Genomic DNA, 16,915 nt, shown 5'->3' with positions numbered 1-16,915 from the left:
TCATCATGCCGTCGCGGTGCACCATTGCCAACGCGCGTACCACGCAACACAGTTGTCACTCAGCTGACCTCATCGGGTGGTGAGGACGGACTCCGCCACGGTCTCCAGGGTCCCGTTCCGCCGGGCGCGCTCCAGCCGCAGCCGGGCCGAACGGCCCCGCAGCGTCAGTGTCATGAGCTGGTTGCCGAACCACGGTCCGCCCCTCTTGCGCCATGTCACCGGCGGCCGCGCACACCGTCCGTGCCGGGTCAGCCCACGCCCGAGGAAGCGGGCCAGGGCACTCCAGCCGAACCGGAAGCCGGCCCGGATCGTCGGCGGCACGGAGTTGTGGACGGGGGAGCAGGTGAGTTGCAGCACACGGGAGTCGGGTGCGGCCGCGGGGGGCCATGCGGGCTCGGCGACGTAGGCGTGGTGGACGTCTCCGGAGAGCACGCAGATGGAGGCGGGTGCCCCGGGTCCGGAGCCGGTCCGGGCGAGCAGGCCGGCCAGTTCGGCGAAGGACGCGGGGAAGGCCGCCCAGTGCTCCAGGTCGGCCGCGCGGCGCAGCCGTTCCCCGAACCCGGCCCAACGGGTGCCCCGTTCGCCCCGGCACAGTGCCGCGTCCCAGGTCTCGAGGCCGTGTATCAGGTGCGGCAGCAGCCAGGGCAGTGAGCTGCCGACGAGGAGGTGGTCGTACGACTCCCGGCCGTCCAGGGCCTGCTCGCGCAGCCACTCGGCCTCGCCGGGGTCGAGCATGGCGCGGGTCTGCTCGTCCAGGACCCGCGCCGCCCGGGTGTCCACCATCAGCAGCCGCACCCGTCCGAAGTCACGCCGGTAACTCCACCGTACGGAGGCCGGATCGGCGTCGGCCTTGGCGGCGAAGGCGCGCAACTCGTCCGTGCCGTCGGGGGAGTCGAGTACGGCGGCGTACAGCGGGTCGGCGGCCAGCTCGGCGGGGGAGAGGTTGCCCAGGTGCTGGTGGACCCAGTACGACATCAGCCCGCTCAGCAGCCGCTCCTGCCACCAGGGCGTGGCGCGCAGGTCGGCCAGCCAGGCCGCGGAGGTGTTCCAGTCGTCGATCACGTCGTGGTCGTCGAAGATCATGCAACTGGGCACGGTGGAGAGCAGCCAGCGCACCTCGGGGTCGAGCCAGGACTCGTGGTAGAGGCGGGTGTACTCCTCGTAGTCCGCGACCTCGGCGCCGGGCGGGTCCGCGAGGCCGCGGCGGGCGGCCAGCCAGTGCCGGGTGGCCGCCGAGGTCTCGTCGGCGTACACCTGGTCGCCCAACAGCAGGAGCACGTCCGGCCGTTCACCGCCTGCGGCGACGCGCGCGGCGAGGCTGTCGAGGGCGTCAGGGCCGACCGGGTCGTGGCCGTCGGCGGGCGGCGCGGCCCAGCGGCAGGAGCCGAAGACGACGTCCAGGCCGTCGCCCTCGGCCCGGGTGCGTATCAGGGAGGGCGGAAAACGGGAGTCCGGCGAGGGCCATACGTGCGTGCCGTCCAGGAGGACGTCGTACGACGTCGAGGTCCCCGGCGTCAGCCCGGTGACCGGGACGAGGGCGTAGTGGTGGCCGGCCACCTGGAAGGTGCGCGCGGTGCCGCCGGCGCCGTCCGCGCAGCGCACCTCGGCGGTGCACGGACGGCTCGCCTCGACCCAGACGGTCGCCGACGAGCCGTCGGTGTACCTCAGCAGCGGTCCCAGGCGCAGTCCGGCCACGATCGCCCCGCCCTCTTCCCCGGTCGGTTCGCCTCTGTCGCCCCGTACGGTACGGAACGACGGAGGTCGGCGGGGAGGCCCCGACGCCGGAAAGAGAGAGCCGCGGAGAGCGGGGAACGGGGTGGAGCCGGCCGGAACGCGGGGGAAGCGGGACGCCGCGGCGGCCGGCCGGTTCAGCAGGCGGAGAGGTAGCCGGTGAGCGCGCTCTTCTCGGCGGAGTCCACGGAGAGGCCGTAGTAGTACTTCACCTGGACCCAGGCGCGGACGTAGGTGCAGCGGTAGGAGGTGAGGGACGGCATCCACGTGGCCGGGTCCTGGTCGCCCTTGGACTGGTTGACGTTGTCCGTGACGGCGAGGAGCTGCGGGCGGGTGACGTCGTTGGCGAAGGCCTCGCGCTGGGCGGTGGTCCAGTTGCGGGCACCGGAGTCCCAGGCCTCGGCCAGCGGCACCAGGTGGTCGATGTCGACGTCGGAGGCGGCGGTCCAGGTGGCGCCGTCGTACGGGCTGTACCAGCTGCCGCTGGTGGCGGTGCAGGCGGAGTTGGTGACGACGTTCGTACCGTCGCGCTTGAGGATCCACTCACGGGTGTTGCAGGTGCCGCTGATGGTGTCCCAGGTCGGGAACAGGTCGCGCGCGTAGCCGGTCCTGACCTCGGTCGCCACGGTGAGTGAGGCGAGGTAGGTGCGGGCGGTGGACGCGCTGACCGGGGTGGGGAGGGCGGCGGAAGCGGTCGGGGAGTTGAACAGTGCGACGGAGGCTATGAGTCCGGTGAAGGCCGCGAGTATGCTGAGCCGTCGACGCGCGTAGAACTTCGGCATGCGAACTCCCTTGTGGGGTGGGGGTGTTGGAGCGCGGGCGAGGGAATGCTCGCGCTGCCGTGTTGCCGATGGGTGAGTGTTCGGTAAGAAACTAATGACGTGTGCATGACACGACAAGGCGTGCGACGTGACTCACAGGCGGGACTCCCGGCCTTGGGATCGATGGCGCGGTCACGTACTCTTGACGGCGTTGAAGGGGAGTAGCTCTTCGCCGGACCGTCGACATACTGCTCAGCCCGTCTGAGCCGGCGCCCGGAGGCGGACCTCGGCCATCTCGGTCACGAGGCCGCCAGCGAGACCTTCGGCAAGCAGTGCACACCCGTGCCTACGGCACGGGTGACCGTGTGCGCTGCCGTGCCGAGGTGATCGTCTGCGAAGTGCGGTGCTCTCGGTGGGGTGGCCCCGACCGATTGAGGACCCTTGATCAGCATCACCGTGACGGCGATCGTCTTCGGCGTCATCTTCCTCGCCGAACTGCCCGACAAGACCGCGCTCGCCGGTCTCGTCCTGGGCACGCGCTACCGGGCGTCGTACGTCTTCGCCGGCGTCGCCGCGGCCTTCCTCCTGCATGTCGTGCTCGCCGTCGCGGCCGGCAGCGTCCTGACCCTGCTCCCGCAGCAGATCGTGCACGCGCTGACCGGTGTGCTCTTCCTTGGCGGCGCGGCCGTGCTGCTGTTGAAGAAGGACGAGGAGGACGAGGAGATCCGCAAGCCGGCCGACCAGTCCTTCTGGAAGGTCGCCGGTACCGGGTTCATGCTCATCCTGGTCGCCGAGTTCGGCGACCTCACGCAGATCATGACGGCGAACCTCGCAGCGCGCTACGGCGACCCGCTGTCCGTCGGCCTCGGTGCGGTGCTCGGCCTGTGGGCGGTGGCCGGACTCGGCATCGTCGGCGGCAGGGCGCTGATGAAGAAGGTGCCGCTGCGGCTGATCACGCAGATCGCCGCGGTGCTGATGCTGGCGCTGGGCGTGTGGAGCCTGTGGGAGGCGATCGCGGGCTGAGCGGGCTGCGCCCAGGGCCGCTCCGGGCCGCTCCTTCGCTCGCGTGAGCTGAAGAGTGGGTGAACGCTCGGCGAAGGTGGTGGCGGGAACGGCACTCTGTTTTGTATCGTGGGGGAACAAAGTGGCTCCCGCCCGTTTTCCCTGACCGGCGGGCGGGGCCGCCTTGTTCTTCCCGGCCTGCTTTCGGCCCGTGCATAGGAGCTGCCCGATGACGGCCACCGTCCTCACCGCCCGCGCCCTCCTGCTCGACATGGACGGCACCCTCGTCAACTCCGACGCCGTCGTCGAGCGCATCTGGCGGCGCTGGTCCGAGCGGCACGGGCTGGACGGCGACGAGGTCATGAAGGTGGTGCACGGGCGCCAGGGGCACGCGTCCATGGCCGTGCTGCTGCCGGACCGGCCGATGAAGCAGAACCTCGCGGACAACGCCCAGATGCTGGCGGAGGAGACGGCCGACGTGGAGGGCGTGGTGGAGGTCCCGGGCGCCGCGGCGTTCCTCGCCTCCCTCCAGGGGCTGCCGCACGCGCTGGTGACCTCGGCGGACGTGGCGCTGTCCACGGCCCGGATGGCCGCCGCCGGGCTGCCGCTGCCGGCGGTGCGCGTGACCGCGGAGTCGGTGGGCGCCAGCAAGCCGGACCCCGAGGGCTTTCTGAAGGGGGCGGCGGAGCTGGGGGTCGCTCCGGCGGACTGTCTGGTGTTCGAGGACTCGGGCGCGGGGATCGCGGCGGGGCGGGCGGCCGGGATGCGGGTCGTCGGCGTCGGGGCGCGGGCCGGGGTGCACGGGCCGGACGTGGTGGCGCGGGACCTGACGGAGGTGCGGGTCGAGGCGGTGGCGGACGGATCGATCCGGGTGCACGTCGGCGCAGCCTGAGGCCGGGGGCAGGGACACTCACCGGACCCCCACCGCCCCAGCGGCACGACTGCCCGCGGCTGAGAAGCTGCGACGCCCCCCGCGGCTTGTGAGCCACGGCTGGACAGCTCCCCGTAAGGGGCGCTGGGGGCACCCCCGGCCGAAGGCTGGGGGAGGAACTGCGCGACCAGCCCCCACTCACCCGCAGGCACCCACGACCGCAACCGCCCCGTCCAGCGGCACGACTGCCCGCGGCTGAGAAGCTGCGACGCCCCCCGCGGCTTGTGAGCCACGGCTGGACAGCGCCCCGTAAGGGGCGCTGGGGGCACCCCCGGCCGAAGGCTGGGGGAGGAACTGCGCGACCAGCCCCCACTCACCCGCAGGCACCCACGACCGCAACCAATAACGGAACCGCCCCGACCCGCACCTCTCACCCGCACCCGCACCGAGACACCCCCGTCGGCCTACCTCCTACGGCTTCGTCGTCTCCGACTCCAGTGCCGCCCGGGTGGCCGTCCCGTACACCCCCGACTCGTCGGTCAGGATCCCCCGCGTCAGCTGGTACGTGCGCACCGCGCTCTCGGTCCTGCTGTCGTAGTGGCCGTCGGCGTCCCCCGAGTAGAGGCCCACCTGCTTCAGGCGGAGCTGGAGTTCCGTGACCTGCGCACCGCTGTCGCCGGGGCGGAGGATCGGCGGTGCGGAAGGCCGCGCCGTGGCGGACGCGCTGCTCGCCGGCGCCGACCGGGTGGGCGTGGCGGAGCGGGAGGCGGCCGGCGAGGGCGTCGCGCTCGACGCCGTGGCAGAGGGGCTCGGGCTCGCCGATGCGGACGCGGACGCCGGCATCGGGGAGTGCGACGAGGTCACCGGCGCCGCAGCCGAAGGCGACGCCGTGCTCGGCGTCACGTCCGGGACGCTCTCCCGTACGTCCTGTGGCGCCGCCCCGTCCCGCTCCGGTGTCAGCTGGGAGAAGAGGCCGCTCACGAAGCCCGCCGCGGCGAGGATCGCCACCACGGCTCCGGCGACGGACAGCAGCAGGGTCCGCCGGGAGCGCCGGCGAGGTTCCTCCGGGGAGCCCGGCGGCTCCACGTCGGAGACCGGCCCGGGCTCGGGCTCCGGCCCCGCCACCGCGGGCAGCGGGATCGTCGGTTCCCCCACCGCCCGGACCGGTTCGGTCTCCGCTCCACCCGCTCCCGTGCCCGCCTCGGTGCGCTCTATGTCGATGTACGGCCGTATCCGCAGCGGGTCGAAGTCCTCCGCCGCCGCCTGTTCGGCCGTACGCGCGTCGCGCAGCGCGTCGGCGGCCCGCTGGTTGCAGTCGCAGGAGGGGGAGCCGTCCGGCCCCTTCGGTGTCCCGCACTCCGGGCACTGGTGGCCCCCGGTCGCAGTCGTGTCCGTCACGGCGGTCGTCCCCTCACCTCACGAACTCCACAGATTATGCAGAGCACCCACACGTACGTTCCCTCGAACCCCTCGTCTCAGGGGCACCGAAAAGGACTCGACGGGCCATACCGGATGACACCGTCCACGATGGAAGATGGCCGAAAGCCCCGGGAGGTCTCCATGGCCCTGGAAACGACGCACACCCAGGCGAAGGACGCGGAGCGCGTACCCGGCAACGTGCTGGTCCCGATCGGCGCGCTGCTGCTCGGGCTGTTGCTGGCCGCGCTGGACCAGACGATCGTGTCCACGGCCCTGCCGACCATCGTCAGCGACCTCGGAGGGCTGGAGCACCTGTCGTGGGTGGTCACCGCCTACCTGCTGGCCTCCACCGCCGCCACCCCGCTGTGGGGCAAGCTCGGCGACCAGTACGGGCGCAAGCGGCTCTTCCAGCTCGCGATCGTGATCTTCCTCGTCGGGTCGGCGCTGTGCGGGATGGCCCAGAACATGGGGGAGCTGATCGGCTTCCGCGCGTTGCAGGGGCTGGGCGGCGGCGGGCTGATGGTGCTGTCGATGGCGATCGTGGGGGACATCGTGCCGCCGCGTGAACGGGGGCGGTACCAGGGGCTGTTCGGTGCCGTCTTCGGCGCGACCAGCGTGCTCGGGCCACTGCTCGGCGGGGTGCTCACCGAGCATCTGAGCTGGCGCTGGGTGTTCTACGTCAACCTGCCCGTCGGCGTCGTCGCGCTCGCGGTGATAGCCGCCGCGCTGCACATCCCGCGCCGGAGGGCCCACCACGTCATCGACTACCTCGGCACCTTCCTGATAGCCGCCGTCGCCACCTGCCTGGTGCTGGTGGCCTCGCTGGGCGGGACGACGTGGGCGTGGGGGTCGGCGCGGGTCATCGGGCTCGTGGTCGTCGGGGTGGTGCTCGCCGTGGCCTTCGTCGCCGTCGAACGACGGGCCGCGGAACCCGTGCTGCCGCTGAAGCTCTTCGGCATCCGCACCTTCACCCTCGCGGCCGTGATCAGCTTCATCGTCGGGTTCGCGATGTTCGGCGCGATGACCTATCTGCCGACCTTCCTCCAGGTCGTGCAGGGCATCTCGCCGACCCTGTCCGGTGTGCACATGCTGCCGATGGTGATCGGTCTGCTGCTGTCGTCCACGCTCTCCGGGCAGATCGTCAGCCGTACCGGGCGCTGGAAGGTGTTCCCCGTCGCCGGCACCGGCGTGACGACGATCGGGCTGCTGCTGCTCCACCGGCTCGACGAGCACAGCTCGACGGCCGAGATGAGCGGCTACTTCTTCGTCTTCGGCCTGGGCCTCGGCCTGGTCATGCAGGTGCTGGTGCTGATAGTCCAGAACTCCGTCTCGTACGAGGACCTGGGCGTCGCCACCTCCGGCGCGACCTTCTTCCGCTCCATCGGGGCCTCGTTCGGCGTCGCCATCTTCGGCTCCGTCTTCGCGGGGAGGCTCGCCGACAAGCTCGCCGACGCCTTCCGGGGCGTCCGCCTCCCGCCCGGCGTCACCCCGGACGCCCTCAAGGCCGACCCGCGCGGCATCGCCGTCCTGCCGCCCGCGCTGCGCCCGGCGGCCCTGCACGCGTACGCCTCCTCGATCACCGACGTCTTCCTGTACGCCGCCCCGGTCGCCCTCCTCGGCTTCGTCCTCGCCTGGTTCCTCAAGGAGGACCGGCTGCGCGGCTCGGTCACCGCGCCGGACGCGTCCGAGACCATCCCGCCCAACCCGGTCCAGCGGTCGTCGTACGACGAGTGCTCCCGGGCGCTGTCCCTGCTCGGCACCCGCGAGGGGCGCCGGGAGGTCTACCGGAAGATCAACGCGCGGGCCGGGTACGCCGACCTGCTGCCCGCCTCGGGCTGGCTGCTGCTGCGGATCCGGAAGTACGGCTCGGTGGAGCCGGGGCGGCTCGCCGAACGCGGCCCCGTCCCGATGAACGTCGTCCTGGAGGGCGCCCGCCAGCTGGAGGAGCGGCACCTTGCCGACCGCCTGGGCCTCGACCTGACCCTCACCGAGCAGGGCCGCGAGGTCGCCGACCGGCTCGCCGGGGCCCGCGAGGAGTCCCTGGCCGGCCTCCTCGGCGACTGGTGGGGCCCGGACCGGCCCACCGACCTGGACCGCCTGGTCAGGGAACTGACCGACGAACTGTGCGGCACCCAACGCGAACAGCCGCAGAACCCCGCGGCACGGCAGGTCAGCTGACGAGCTCCTTGCGGAACCAGTGCTCGGCGTAGACGTCGTCGTTGTGCCGCGCGGTCTCCGTGTAGCCCAGCCGCGCGTACAGGGCGCGGGCCTCGACCAGGTCGGTGCGGGTGTCCAGGACGATCCGCGCGGCCCCGAGGGCACGGGCCGCGTCCTCGGCCGCCGCGACGAGGAGGGCCGCCCCGCCCCGGCCGCGCAGCTCCTCGCTCACGAAGACCCGGGTGAGCTCGGCGGTGGCCGGGTCCAGGAGCCGTACGCCCGCGCAGCCGGCCGGCTCACCGTCGTACCGCGCGATCAGCAACCGGCCGGTGGGCGGCGCAAGTTCGGAGCCCGGCCGGGCGGCGATCTCCCGTTCCAGCTCGGCCGGGTCGGTGCGGCGGCCCTCGTGGTGCAGGTACCAGCGGTCGCTGACCTCCGTGTAGTACGCGCGCCACAGGGCGCGGGCGGCGGGGGAGTCCGGGCGTTCCGGGGTGATCGTCCAGGCGGTCATGGGCCGTAGTCTCCGCCGGACCGGGGCGGCCCGCGCAACCGGATATCGGTGGCCGCGGGCCGGCTCCCGCGGCCGTGCTGTTTGCGGGGCGGTGTGCGGGTCACCCGGACGGGGAGACGGCCCGTCGGGCCGAGACACCGGAAGGCAACCATGTCCACAGGCTTGATCATCGCGATCGTGATCGTGGCCGCCGTGGTCGTCGTCGCGGCCCTCCTGGCCGTGCGCGCCAGGGGCAGCGGCCCCCAGGGTCTGAAGCGGCGCTTCGGGCCCGAGTACGAGCGGACGGTGGCCCAGCACGGCGGCGACACCAAGGCTGCCGAGCAGGAACTCGCCGAGCGGGTGCAGCGCCACGGCGGACTGCACGAGCGCGAGCTGGAACCGGCGGAGCGCGAACGCTACGCGGCCCGCTGGACCACCGCACAGGAGCACTTCGTCGACTCGCCCCGGGAGTCCGTGGCCGAGATCGACCGGCTGCTCGCCGAACTGGCCGCCGACCGGGGCTTCCCGGCCGGTGCCGAGTACGAGGACCAGGTGGCCGCGCTCTCCGTGCACCATGCCGACCACGTGGACGGCTACCGCCGCGTCCACCGTGTCGTCCAGGCGCCCCTGGGCGGGTCGCCGCAGAGCCAGGCCGGGACCGAGGAGATGCGGACGGCCATGATCGAGGCCCGTTCCCTCTTCGACGACCTGGTCGCCCCGTCCTCCCATGAGCACGGCCGTCACCGTGCCGGTGTCGGTGCCGACACCGGCGGCCATCTGCCCTGGTCCGTCGACCGGAGCCGTCCGAAGGAGAGTTGACCGACATGACCGACGCCAGGACCGGATCGGGCCGCCGCCCCGTCGGCGGCGACGTGTATCCCGGTGGTACCGAGATGCCGCCGGGGCGTGAGGAAGGGACGACCGACTGGGGCGACGCCTCCGTGAGCGGTGTCACCCCCGGACAGGAGGAACGCGAACGCATGGACGACCGGGACGCGCCCGGGCAGGCGGTGCTGGTGGCCGGTGACGGCCCCGGCCACCGGGCGGACGCGGGGCGCGGCGAACAGCTGATGCCGGCGGAGGAGTGCGGGCAGCTGGAGCGCCGCCTCCAGCACGCGGTCACCGGCTTCGTCGACGAGCCGCGGACGGCCGTCGAGGAGGCCGACCGGGCCGTCGAGGAGATCAGCGCCCGCTTCACCGACGCCGTCGACCGGCGCCGCCGTACGCTGCGCGGCAGCTGGCAGTCCGCCGACGCGAACCACCCCGGCAGCGCCGACACCGAACAGCTCCGGCTGGCCCTGCGCGACTACCGCGAACTGGCGGACCGGCTGCTGCACATGTGAGTCACTCCCCGGGTGCGTCCGGCTCCACGGCCGGTTCCGCACCGGCCGCCGCCGCCCGGCGCTCCCGCCACTCGCGTACGACCTCCTCGACGTCGTACGGCTTCTTGCCCAGCGGGGGCCCGGGCGGCGGCTTGAACATCATGTCGCGGATCTTGACGTTGACGTCCGTGATGATCTTGCGGACGATCCGCTCCGAGGGCGCCGCGTAGGCGGCCGCCAGCGCGTCCTCGGCCTCCTTGCGCAGGGCGAGCGACGGAGGCAGCACCGCCAGGCCCTCCCGGGCCATCTTCCGCTTGATCCACCACAGTTCGTCGTACGACGATTCGAGGGCGGCGGGCAACGGCTCGCCCGCGCCCGGAAGTTGATCGAACTCACCGCGCCGCTGGGCGTCTTGGATCTGCTTGTCGACCCAGGACTCGAACGGCACCCCGGGTGGCTTTCGCTCGGTCATGACTCCATTGTGCCGGACGCGGCCCGGCCGGGCGTTTTATCATGCGCCGGAGATCCAGTAGGGATTCAGGAACCGCGCAGGGGGAACGCACGTGCTCGAACTCACCATGGCCTCCGTGTCCGGAGAAGCGGGCGAGACGGCCGGGATGCTCATGGCCGACGCCCCCAGCGACCCGGGCGCCGTGCTGCGGGTGGGCCGCGACGCCTCCGCCTGCCGGCTCACCACGCCCGACGACTGGCTGTTCGTCTCCCGGGTGCACCTGGAGTTCCTGTGCGGGCCCGAGGGCGGCTGGCAGGTCACCTGGCTGCGCGGCTCCCAGGCCGAACCGTCCTCCGAGGTGCTGCTGACCGTCGGCGAGTACGCCCAGGCCATCGCGTACGGCGGCACGGTCGCGCTGCCCCGGGGCGGCTCCGGCGAGATCGTCATCCGGGACCGCACCGCCCCGCGCAGCGTCAACGTGGGGTTCTATCAAGAGGGTTGAGCAACGTCTCCCAGGCGGCTCCGCCGGGTCAGTCGAGGACCCGCGCCAGCGCGAAGCCGTCGTACCCCTTGCTGCCCACCGTCTGGATCGCCGTGCCGGTCAGTCGCGGGTGGGCGGCGATCAGCTCGATCGCGGCGCGGGTGCCGATCACGTCCGGCTCGGCGCTCTCGGCGTCGACGACCCGGCCACCGCGCACCACGTTGTCGACGATGATCAGGCTGCCGGTGCGGGTGAGCCGGAGCGCCCACTCCACGTAGTGCGGGTTGTTGGCCTTGTCGGCGTCGATGAAGACCAGGTCGAAGGGGGCCGGGTTCTCGTCGGCGAGCTTGGGCAGCGACTCCAGGGCGGGCCCGACCCGCACCTCGACGACCTTCTCCAGGCCGGCGCGGGCGATGTTGCGGACCGCGATCTCGGCGTGCCGGGCGCTGTACTCCAGCGAGATCAGCCTGCCGTCGGCGGGCAGGGCGCGGGCCAGCCAGATGGTGCTGTAGCCGCCGAGGGTGCCGATCTCCAGGATGTTCCGGGCGTCCTGGATCTGGGCGAGGAGCTGGAGCAGTTTTCCCTGGTTGGCGGTGACGTTGACGTGCGGGAGCTCGTTCGCCTCGCTCTCCCGCAAGGCCGCCTGGAGCGACTCGTCGTCCGGTGACAGGTGGCTGGTGAAGTAGAAGTCGACGTCGTCCCAGAGCTGTGAGCCGCTCATGTGTCCGCTGCCTTTCGCATACTCGGGTAGCTGCCCGCTGACAGCTACCTGGATAGCACTACTCAGGCGGCGGACGCGCCGGTGATCCACCGCCCCGGTGCCGCCCGGAACTCAGCCGATCGGCGCAGGTGGCGTCGGCGGCTGCGCCGGAGGCGTCGGTGGCTGCGGCGGTGGGGGCGGCAGGGCCGGGCGGCGGGAGCGTCGTAGGCCCGCCAGGGAGGTGACCGTGACGACCAGCAGCAGCGCGGTGCCGACGGTCAGCAGCCACGCCGGGATCCCGGCCACCGCCCGCAGCCGGTCCTCGTAGACGACCTGCTGGAACGGGGTGTCCGAGGCCGCCTGCCGCAGCACGTGGTCGGCGGAGATCCGGGACGGGTACGGGAACTCCTGGCCGATCGCCGTCAGGTACGGGGCGCCGGCGGCCAGCTCGCCCAGCTCGCCGGTCCGGTGGCTGAGCCGGCCCGCGTAGACGACCCGCGGGCGCTCGCCGCCGATCGCCGAGCGCGGCTCCATGCGGTGCGCGGCGAGGACGTACAGGCCGAGCGACTGCGGGGTGGCCGCGAGCCTGGACAGCCGCATCGGGTAGACCGGGCGGTCGCTGGCGAAGGCGAGGCGGAGCGGGTCGAGGGCGCCGTGCAGCGCGGTGTCCGCGGCCGCGGGGGCGAGTCTGACCGCGACGTACTCCCAGCGGTCCGCGACGTAGGGCTGGAGCGCGGTGTTCAGGCGGGGCGGGAAGGGGAAGCCGTTGCTGCGCAGCCAGCCGTCCAGGGCGCCGGAGTCGGTGGCGGTCAGCTGGGCCACGTCGAACGGGCCGAGCCGCTGGCGGTCGACCACGCCGACGGCGGGGGCGCCCGCGCCGGTGCCCCTGCCGGGCGGGCCGGTGATGGTGTCGCCGCCGGTGCTGAGGGGCCAGTCGCCGTCCTCGGGCCAGAAGTGGGAGCGGGTGCGGTGCACCGGGGCGGTGAGGGTGTGCAGCTGGTCGAAGAGGGCCGGGTCGGCGAGGGTGACGGTGGCGCGGTGCGGGACGGGCATGATCCAGGCGGCGCGGTCGGCGTCGCCGTCGACCGTCAGACGCATCACGATCTGTTCACGGGTGCCGTCCCAGCGCAGGACGGATTCCTCGCGGCCGACGGTGACCTGCTGGGCGGCGTCGGGGACGAGGGCGCCGCAGGCGCAGGCGAAGGCGGGGGCGGCGAGCCAGCCGAGCTGGATGCCGGTGAGGACGAGGAGGACCGCGAGCAGACGTGCGCGTCGGCGGGGTCGCCGCTGGCCGATCATGAACCGATGCCCTCCGCCCTACCGTCGATCAGGACTACAGACGGTATAGCGGAGGGCGTGGTTCCTGGGGCCGTTCCGGACAGCCACCGTCTGTCTACCGACGGTACGGGCGGAGGGGGCCGATCGTTCGAACGTGCAGGTGAGTGGGGGATTTGCGCAGTTCCCCGCGCCCCTGGAGGGGGCCGCCCGGGTTCTGCGGGTGCGGGCTGGTGGGGGTTGTCGCGCAGTTCCTCCCCCAGCCTTCGGCCGGGGGTACCCCCAGCGCCCCTTCGGGGGCGCTTCTATCGGGGCGCTTCTACGGAGGGCGCCGAGCCCGGAAGGGGCTTGCCCGCCGTCTCCGCCATGCGCCAGGCGGCGAAGCCGCCCACCACCGCTGCGGCCATCATGTAGTACGCGGGCATCATCAGGTTTCCCGTGGCTCCGATCAGGGCCGTCACCGCCAGCGGGGTCGTGCCGCCGAACAGGGAGACCGAGATGTTGAAGCCGATCGACAGGGAGCCGTAGCGGACCCGGGTGGGGAAGAGGGCCGGGAGGGCGGCCGGCATCGCTGCCGTGAAGCAGACCAGGAGGAGGCCGAGGGCGCCCATGCCGAGGGCGACCGCGAGCAGGCTGCCCTGGCGGATCAGGAGGAGGGCGGGGACGGAGAGGAACAGGAAGCCCGCGCAGCCCGCCGCGATCACCGGGCGGCGGCCGACGCGGTCGGTCAGGGCTCCGGCGAACGGCTGGACGATCATCATCAGCGTCATCACGCCGAGGACGACCAGCAGACCGTGCGTCTCGTCGTACTTCAGCTCGCTGGTGAGATAGCTGGGCATGTACGACAGCAGCATGTAGTCCGTGACGTTGAAGACCAGGACCAGGGCCATGCAGAGGAGGAGGGCCGGCCACTGGCTGGTGATCATCTCGCGGAGCGGGACCTTCGGGCGGGCCGACTCCGCCTTCTCGACCTCCGCCGCGAACGCCGGGGTCTCCTCCAGGCGCATCCGCAGGTAGAGGCCGATGATGCCCATCGGGCCCGCGATCAGGAAGGGGATGCGCCAGCCCCAGGACGTCAGGTCGTCCGTGGACAGCAGGGCCGTCATCAGGGTCACCAGGCCGGCGCCGCCGATGTAGCCCGCCAGCGTGCCGAACTCCAGCCAGCTGCCGAAGAAGCCGCGCTTCTTGTCCGGCGCGTACTCGGCGATGAACGTGGAGGCGCCCGCGTACTCGCCGCCGGTGGAGAAGCCCTGGACCAGGCGGGCGGCGAGGAGCAGGAGCGGGGCGCCGACGCCGATCGTGGCGTAGGAGGGGATCAGGCCGATCGCGAAGGTGCCGGCCGCCATCATGATCATGGTGAGGGCGAGGACCTTCTGGCGGCCCACCCGGTCGCCGAGCGGGCCGAAGACCATGCCGCCGAGCGGGCGGACCAGGAAGGCCGCGGCGAAGGCGCCGAACGTGGACAGCAGCTGGGCGGTCGGGTTGCCGGACGGGAAGAAGACCTTGCCCAGCGTCACCGCGATGTAGCTGTAGACGCCGAAGTCGAACCACTCCATGGCGTTGCCGAGCGCGGCCGCCTTCACGGCGCGCTTCACCAGCGCGGGGTCGGTGACGGTCGGGGCGGGGGCGGTGGCCGCACGGGGGCCGGGGACCTGGACGGACGGGGTGACTGCTGTGGCGGTCGCCAAAACGGGGCTCGCCTACCTTTCGTGGGGGACAGGGGCGCGGCCCGTACGGCGGCGGACGGGACGAAAAGCGACGATAGGAGCACTTGGGGGCGTTACGTCGCGTACGCGCTTACGTGCATAGTGCAGCTAAATGTGCTGTACGCAGGGACGTCTGCCCGTTCCCGCGGGGGTATGCGTCTTGCGCACTGTGATCCTTGTCGCGCTCCGTGCTGTCAACCCTGCCCCCCGGGCACTGTCGTCTTCCGGACAAAGGTGGACGGACGTCAGGTGAAGTGGGGGTTGCCTGCGTCTGTGTCCAGAGGTGATGGGAGCCTCGTAGGGTTCTCGGAGCGATCGAGCGGACCAATGAGTGTGCGTAACGGGGCGGGAGGCCGGCGGGGCGTGGCGAACGTGGAGCACGGAGGACGACCGGGGGAGGCTGCTTTCGGCGGGGCGGAGGCCGGAGCACGGTTCAGAATGGCCCGGCTCGGCCTGTGGGCGGTGGCCGGGATCCTCGTCGTACGGCAGCTGGCCGTCGTCCTCGGCACGCCGAGCGGGGAACGGCTGACGGACCTGGAGACCTGGGTCGGCCCCGACGGCGTGCTGCACGTCAAGGGCTCCCTGTACGACTCGACGCAGTTCACCGGCACCCCCTTCGGCGGGCTGGTGCTCAAGCCGCTCACCAGAGCCGCCGAGCAGGCCCTCGGCTGGGGCTGGACCTTCGGCACGCTGCTGCTGGTGGTCGCCCTCGGCCTGGTCGCGGCCCGCGCGCTGCCCCAGCCGATGAGCCGCCGTACCTCGCTGCTGGCCGCGCCGGTCGCGATCAGCCTGCTGATGATCTCGCTGCCCGTCCGCAACACCCTCTGGCTCGGCCAGACCAGCATCATCCCGGTCCTGCTGGTGCTACTCGGCTGCTTCACCGCCCGCGGGCAGCGCGACGGCGGGCTGTGCGTCGGCCTCGCCGCCGCACTCCAGCCGGCCCTGCTGCTGTTCGCGCCGCTGCTGTGGTTCACCGGCCGCCGCCGGGCCGCCGTCGCCACCGGCGCGACCTTCGCCGCCTGCACCGTGCTGGCCTGGGCGGCGCTGCCGCACGACTCGTACACCTACTGGATCCACCACATCGCCGGCACCGGCCTCGGCGGCGAGGCCGACGCGCTGGCCAACCAGTCGCTGCACGGCGCCCTGCTGCGGTTCGGGCTGAGCGGCCCGCTGGAGATCGTGCTGTTCCTGGTGCTCGGCGCGACCGTGGCCACCCTCGCGCTGCGCCGCGCGGTGCGCTACGCCCGCGACGGGCAGCTGCTGCTCGCGGTCGCGATCACCGGCTGCGCGGTGGTGGCGGTGTCACCGGCCGCCTGGCAGCACCAGCTGTTGTGGGTGCTGCTCGCGGTGGTCGGCCGGGCCGGGCGGCGCGCCGCCGACCGGACGGTGTGGCCGGTCGTGGTCGTCCTCGTGATGACGTTGCCCGCCAAGGCGCTGCTGCCGAACCAGTTGCTCTTCGTGCCCGTCCGCGACAACACCGTCCTGCTCGCCGCGCTGGCCGCGGCCACGCTCGTCCCCTTCCTGTCCCGCACCGCCCCTGAGTTCGCCCGGCCGGTCCCGACGGACTACGCGGAGCCGGTCCCGGCCCGCTTCCGGCAGGTCCCGCTGGCCCCCTCGCTGGGCCGGGTGCTGACCCGCCCCAACCTCTTCCTCGAACTGGTCGCGATGCGGCTGGTCTACTTCGTCTACCAGCAGATCCGGCTCGCCGCCGCCGGGGACGGGAAAGGCACCTCCGGGCGGGCCCGCGCCGAGCGCCACGGGCACCAGATCCACGACATCGAGCGGTTCCTGCACCTCGACATCGAGCACTGGGCCAACCACACCGTGTACGGCATCGGCTGGCTGCGCAGCTTCCTGGACTTCTACTACGAGTCCTTCCACTTCGTCGTCCCGCTGACCGTGCTCGCCGTCCTCTACGTCCGCCGCCCGGTCGACTACCGGTGGGCCCGCACCGCCCTCGGCTTCGCCACCGCGTTCGCCCTGATCGGCTTCTGGCTCTACCCGCTGGCCCCGCCCCGCCTGATGCCGGGCCTCGGCATCATCGACACGGTGCACGGCCCGCAGGACTTCGCCAAGCCGGACTACGGCACCCTCACGGAGCTGACCAACCAGTACGCGGCGATGCCCTCGCTGCACTTCGGCTGGGCGCTGTGGTGCGGGATCGTCATCGCCGTCGTCGCCCCGAAGTGGTGGCTGAAGGCCCTCGGCCTGATCCACCCGCTCTTCACGGTCTCGGCGATCATCGGTACCGGCAACCACTGGGTCCTGGACGCGGTGGGCGGGGCGGCGGTGGTCGGGGCGGGCTTCGGCGTGGGCTATCTGCTGCAGGGGCCGCGGGCCCTGCGGGTGGCGGGGGCCGACAAGGAGGAACGGGAGCCCCGGGAGCCGGTGACGGCACCGGCTCCCGGGTGACGCCTGCCGCGATGTGCCGTCGTTCGGCCGCGGCGCCGTCGTGGCCGGTCGCGCAGTTCCTCCCCCAGCCTTCGGCCGGGGGTACCCCCAGCGCCCCTTTCGGGGCGCTGAGACCTCAAGGCGCTGAAATTTCTGGC

General features: G+C 72.6%; 15 protein-coding genes. 7 read left to right on the top strand and 8 right to left on the bottom strand.

Annotated elements, in window-relative coordinates; all coding sequences use genetic code 11:
- Nucleotides 1-69: 69 nt before the first annotated feature.
- Both ACFY0P_RS12560 and ACFY0P_RS12555 read right to left on the bottom strand, forming a co-directional pair.
- On the bottom strand, nucleotides 70-1,695 hold the full coding sequence (locus ACFY0P_RS12560) for an alkaline phosphatase D family protein (protein WP_388910582.1): 1,626 nt from the start codon (nucleotides 1,693-1,695) through the stop codon (nucleotides 70-72).
- Between the two features lie 173 nt (nucleotides 1,696-1,868).
- Nucleotides 1,869-2,513, bottom strand: a complete 645-nt coding sequence (locus ACFY0P_RS12555) for an HNH endonuclease family protein (protein ID WP_388910579.1) — start codon at nucleotides 2,511-2,513, stop codon at nucleotides 1,869-1,871.
- A gap of 420 nt (nucleotides 2,514-2,933) precedes the next feature.
- Between ACFY0P_RS12555 and ACFY0P_RS12550 the strand changes: the two genes are divergently transcribed.
- Both ACFY0P_RS12550 and ACFY0P_RS12545 read left to right on the top strand, forming a co-directional pair.
- Nucleotides 2,934-3,515, top strand: coding sequence for a TMEM165/GDT1 family protein (locus ACFY0P_RS12550; protein WP_388910576.1), 582 nt, complete (start codon nucleotides 2,934-2,936; stop codon nucleotides 3,513-3,515).
- 208 nt (nucleotides 3,516-3,723) lie between these two features.
- A complete protein-coding gene (locus ACFY0P_RS12545) occupies nucleotides 3,724-4,386 on the top strand; it encodes an HAD-IA family hydrolase (protein ID WP_388910573.1) in 663 nt (220 codons plus the stop codon).
- 450 nt (nucleotides 4,387-4,836) lie between these two features.
- On the opposite strand, the gene ACFY0P_RS12540 is transcribed toward ACFY0P_RS12545, so the two are convergent.
- Nucleotides 4,837-5,763 (bottom strand): peptidoglycan-binding protein, encoded by a 927-nt coding sequence (locus ACFY0P_RS12540; protein ID WP_388910570.1) that lies wholly within the window; start codon nucleotides 5,761-5,763, stop codon nucleotides 4,837-4,839.
- Between the two features lie 162 nt (nucleotides 5,764-5,925).
- Between ACFY0P_RS12540 and ACFY0P_RS12535 the strand changes: the two genes are divergently transcribed.
- Nucleotides 5,926-7,962 (top strand): DHA2 family efflux MFS transporter permease subunit, encoded by a 2,037-nt coding sequence (locus ACFY0P_RS12535; RefSeq protein ID WP_388910567.1) that lies wholly within the window; start codon nucleotides 5,926-5,928, stop codon nucleotides 7,960-7,962.
- On the opposite strand, the gene ACFY0P_RS12530 is transcribed toward ACFY0P_RS12535, so the two are convergent.
- Nucleotides 7,955-8,452 (bottom strand): GNAT family N-acetyltransferase, encoded by a 498-nt coding sequence (locus ACFY0P_RS12530; RefSeq protein ID WP_388910564.1) that lies wholly within the window; start codon nucleotides 8,450-8,452, stop codon nucleotides 7,955-7,957. The two genes, ACFY0P_RS12535 and ACFY0P_RS12530, sit on opposite strands and share 8 nt — an antisense overlap.
- A 150-nt stretch (nucleotides 8,453-8,602) precedes the next feature.
- On the opposite strand from ACFY0P_RS12530, the gene ACFY0P_RS12525 reads away from it, so the two are divergent.
- Together ACFY0P_RS12525 and ACFY0P_RS12520 are read left to right on the top strand one after the other, a co-directional pair.
- Nucleotides 8,603-9,250 (top strand): hypothetical protein, encoded by a 648-nt coding sequence (locus ACFY0P_RS12525; protein WP_388910562.1) that lies wholly within the window; start codon nucleotides 8,603-8,605, stop codon nucleotides 9,248-9,250.
- A 5-nt stretch (nucleotides 9,251-9,255) separates the two neighbouring features.
- Nucleotides 9,256-9,774: a hypothetical protein gene (locus ACFY0P_RS12520; protein ID WP_388910559.1), complete on the top strand. Its 519-nt coding sequence runs from the start codon at nucleotides 9,256-9,258 to the stop codon at nucleotides 9,772-9,774.
- Between the two features lies 1 nt (nucleotide 9,775).
- On the opposite strand, the gene ACFY0P_RS12515 is transcribed toward ACFY0P_RS12520, so the two are convergent.
- A complete protein-coding gene (locus tag ACFY0P_RS12515) occupies nucleotides 9,776-10,225 on the bottom strand; it encodes a DUF1992 domain-containing protein (protein WP_388910557.1) in 450 nt (149 codons plus the stop codon).
- Between the two features lie 91 nt (nucleotides 10,226-10,316).
- Between ACFY0P_RS12515 and ACFY0P_RS12510 the strand changes: the two genes are divergently transcribed.
- The gene (locus tag ACFY0P_RS12510) at nucleotides 10,317-10,706 is read left to right on the top strand and encodes a hypothetical protein (protein ID WP_388910554.1); all 390 of its coding nucleotides are present in this window, start codon (nucleotides 10,317-10,319) and stop codon (nucleotides 10,704-10,706) included.
- A gap of 28 nt (nucleotides 10,707-10,734) precedes the next feature.
- Here the strand turns inward: ACFY0P_RS12510 and ACFY0P_RS12505 are convergent, their stop codons facing one another.
- From ACFY0P_RS12505 to proP, 3 genes are all read right to left on the bottom strand, one after another.
- Complete coding sequence (locus ACFY0P_RS12505) at nucleotides 10,735-11,406, bottom strand: O-methyltransferase (protein WP_388910551.1); 672 nt, start codon at nucleotides 11,404-11,406, stop codon at nucleotides 10,735-10,737.
- 111 nt (nucleotides 11,407-11,517) lie between these two features.
- Nucleotides 11,518-12,684, bottom strand: coding sequence for a DUF2330 domain-containing protein (locus ACFY0P_RS12500; protein ID WP_388910548.1), 1,167 nt, complete (start codon nucleotides 12,682-12,684; stop codon nucleotides 11,518-11,520).
- 281 nt (nucleotides 12,685-12,965) lie between these two features.
- On the bottom strand, nucleotides 12,966-14,348 hold the full coding sequence (gene proP, locus ACFY0P_RS12495) for a glycine betaine/L-proline transporter ProP (protein ID WP_388910545.1): 1,383 nt from the start codon (nucleotides 14,346-14,348) through the stop codon (nucleotides 12,966-12,968).
- A gap of 381 nt (nucleotides 14,349-14,729) precedes the next feature.
- On the opposite strand from proP, the gene ACFY0P_RS12490 reads away from it, so the two are divergent.
- Nucleotides 14,730-16,778: a bifunctional glycosyltransferase 87/phosphatase PAP2 family protein gene (locus ACFY0P_RS12490; RefSeq protein WP_388910542.1), complete on the top strand. Its 2,049-nt coding sequence runs from the start codon at nucleotides 14,730-14,732 to the stop codon at nucleotides 16,776-16,778.
- The last annotated feature ends 137 nt before the right edge of the window (nucleotides 16,779-16,915 follow it).

The organism is Streptomyces sp. NPDC001714 (genome assembly GCF_042892755.1).
GTDB lineage: Bacteria > Actinomycetota > Actinomycetes > Streptomycetales > Streptomycetaceae > Streptomyces.
The sequence above is the reverse complement of the archived record's forward strand: the minus strand, read 5'-3'. Positions and strand labels throughout refer to the sequence as shown.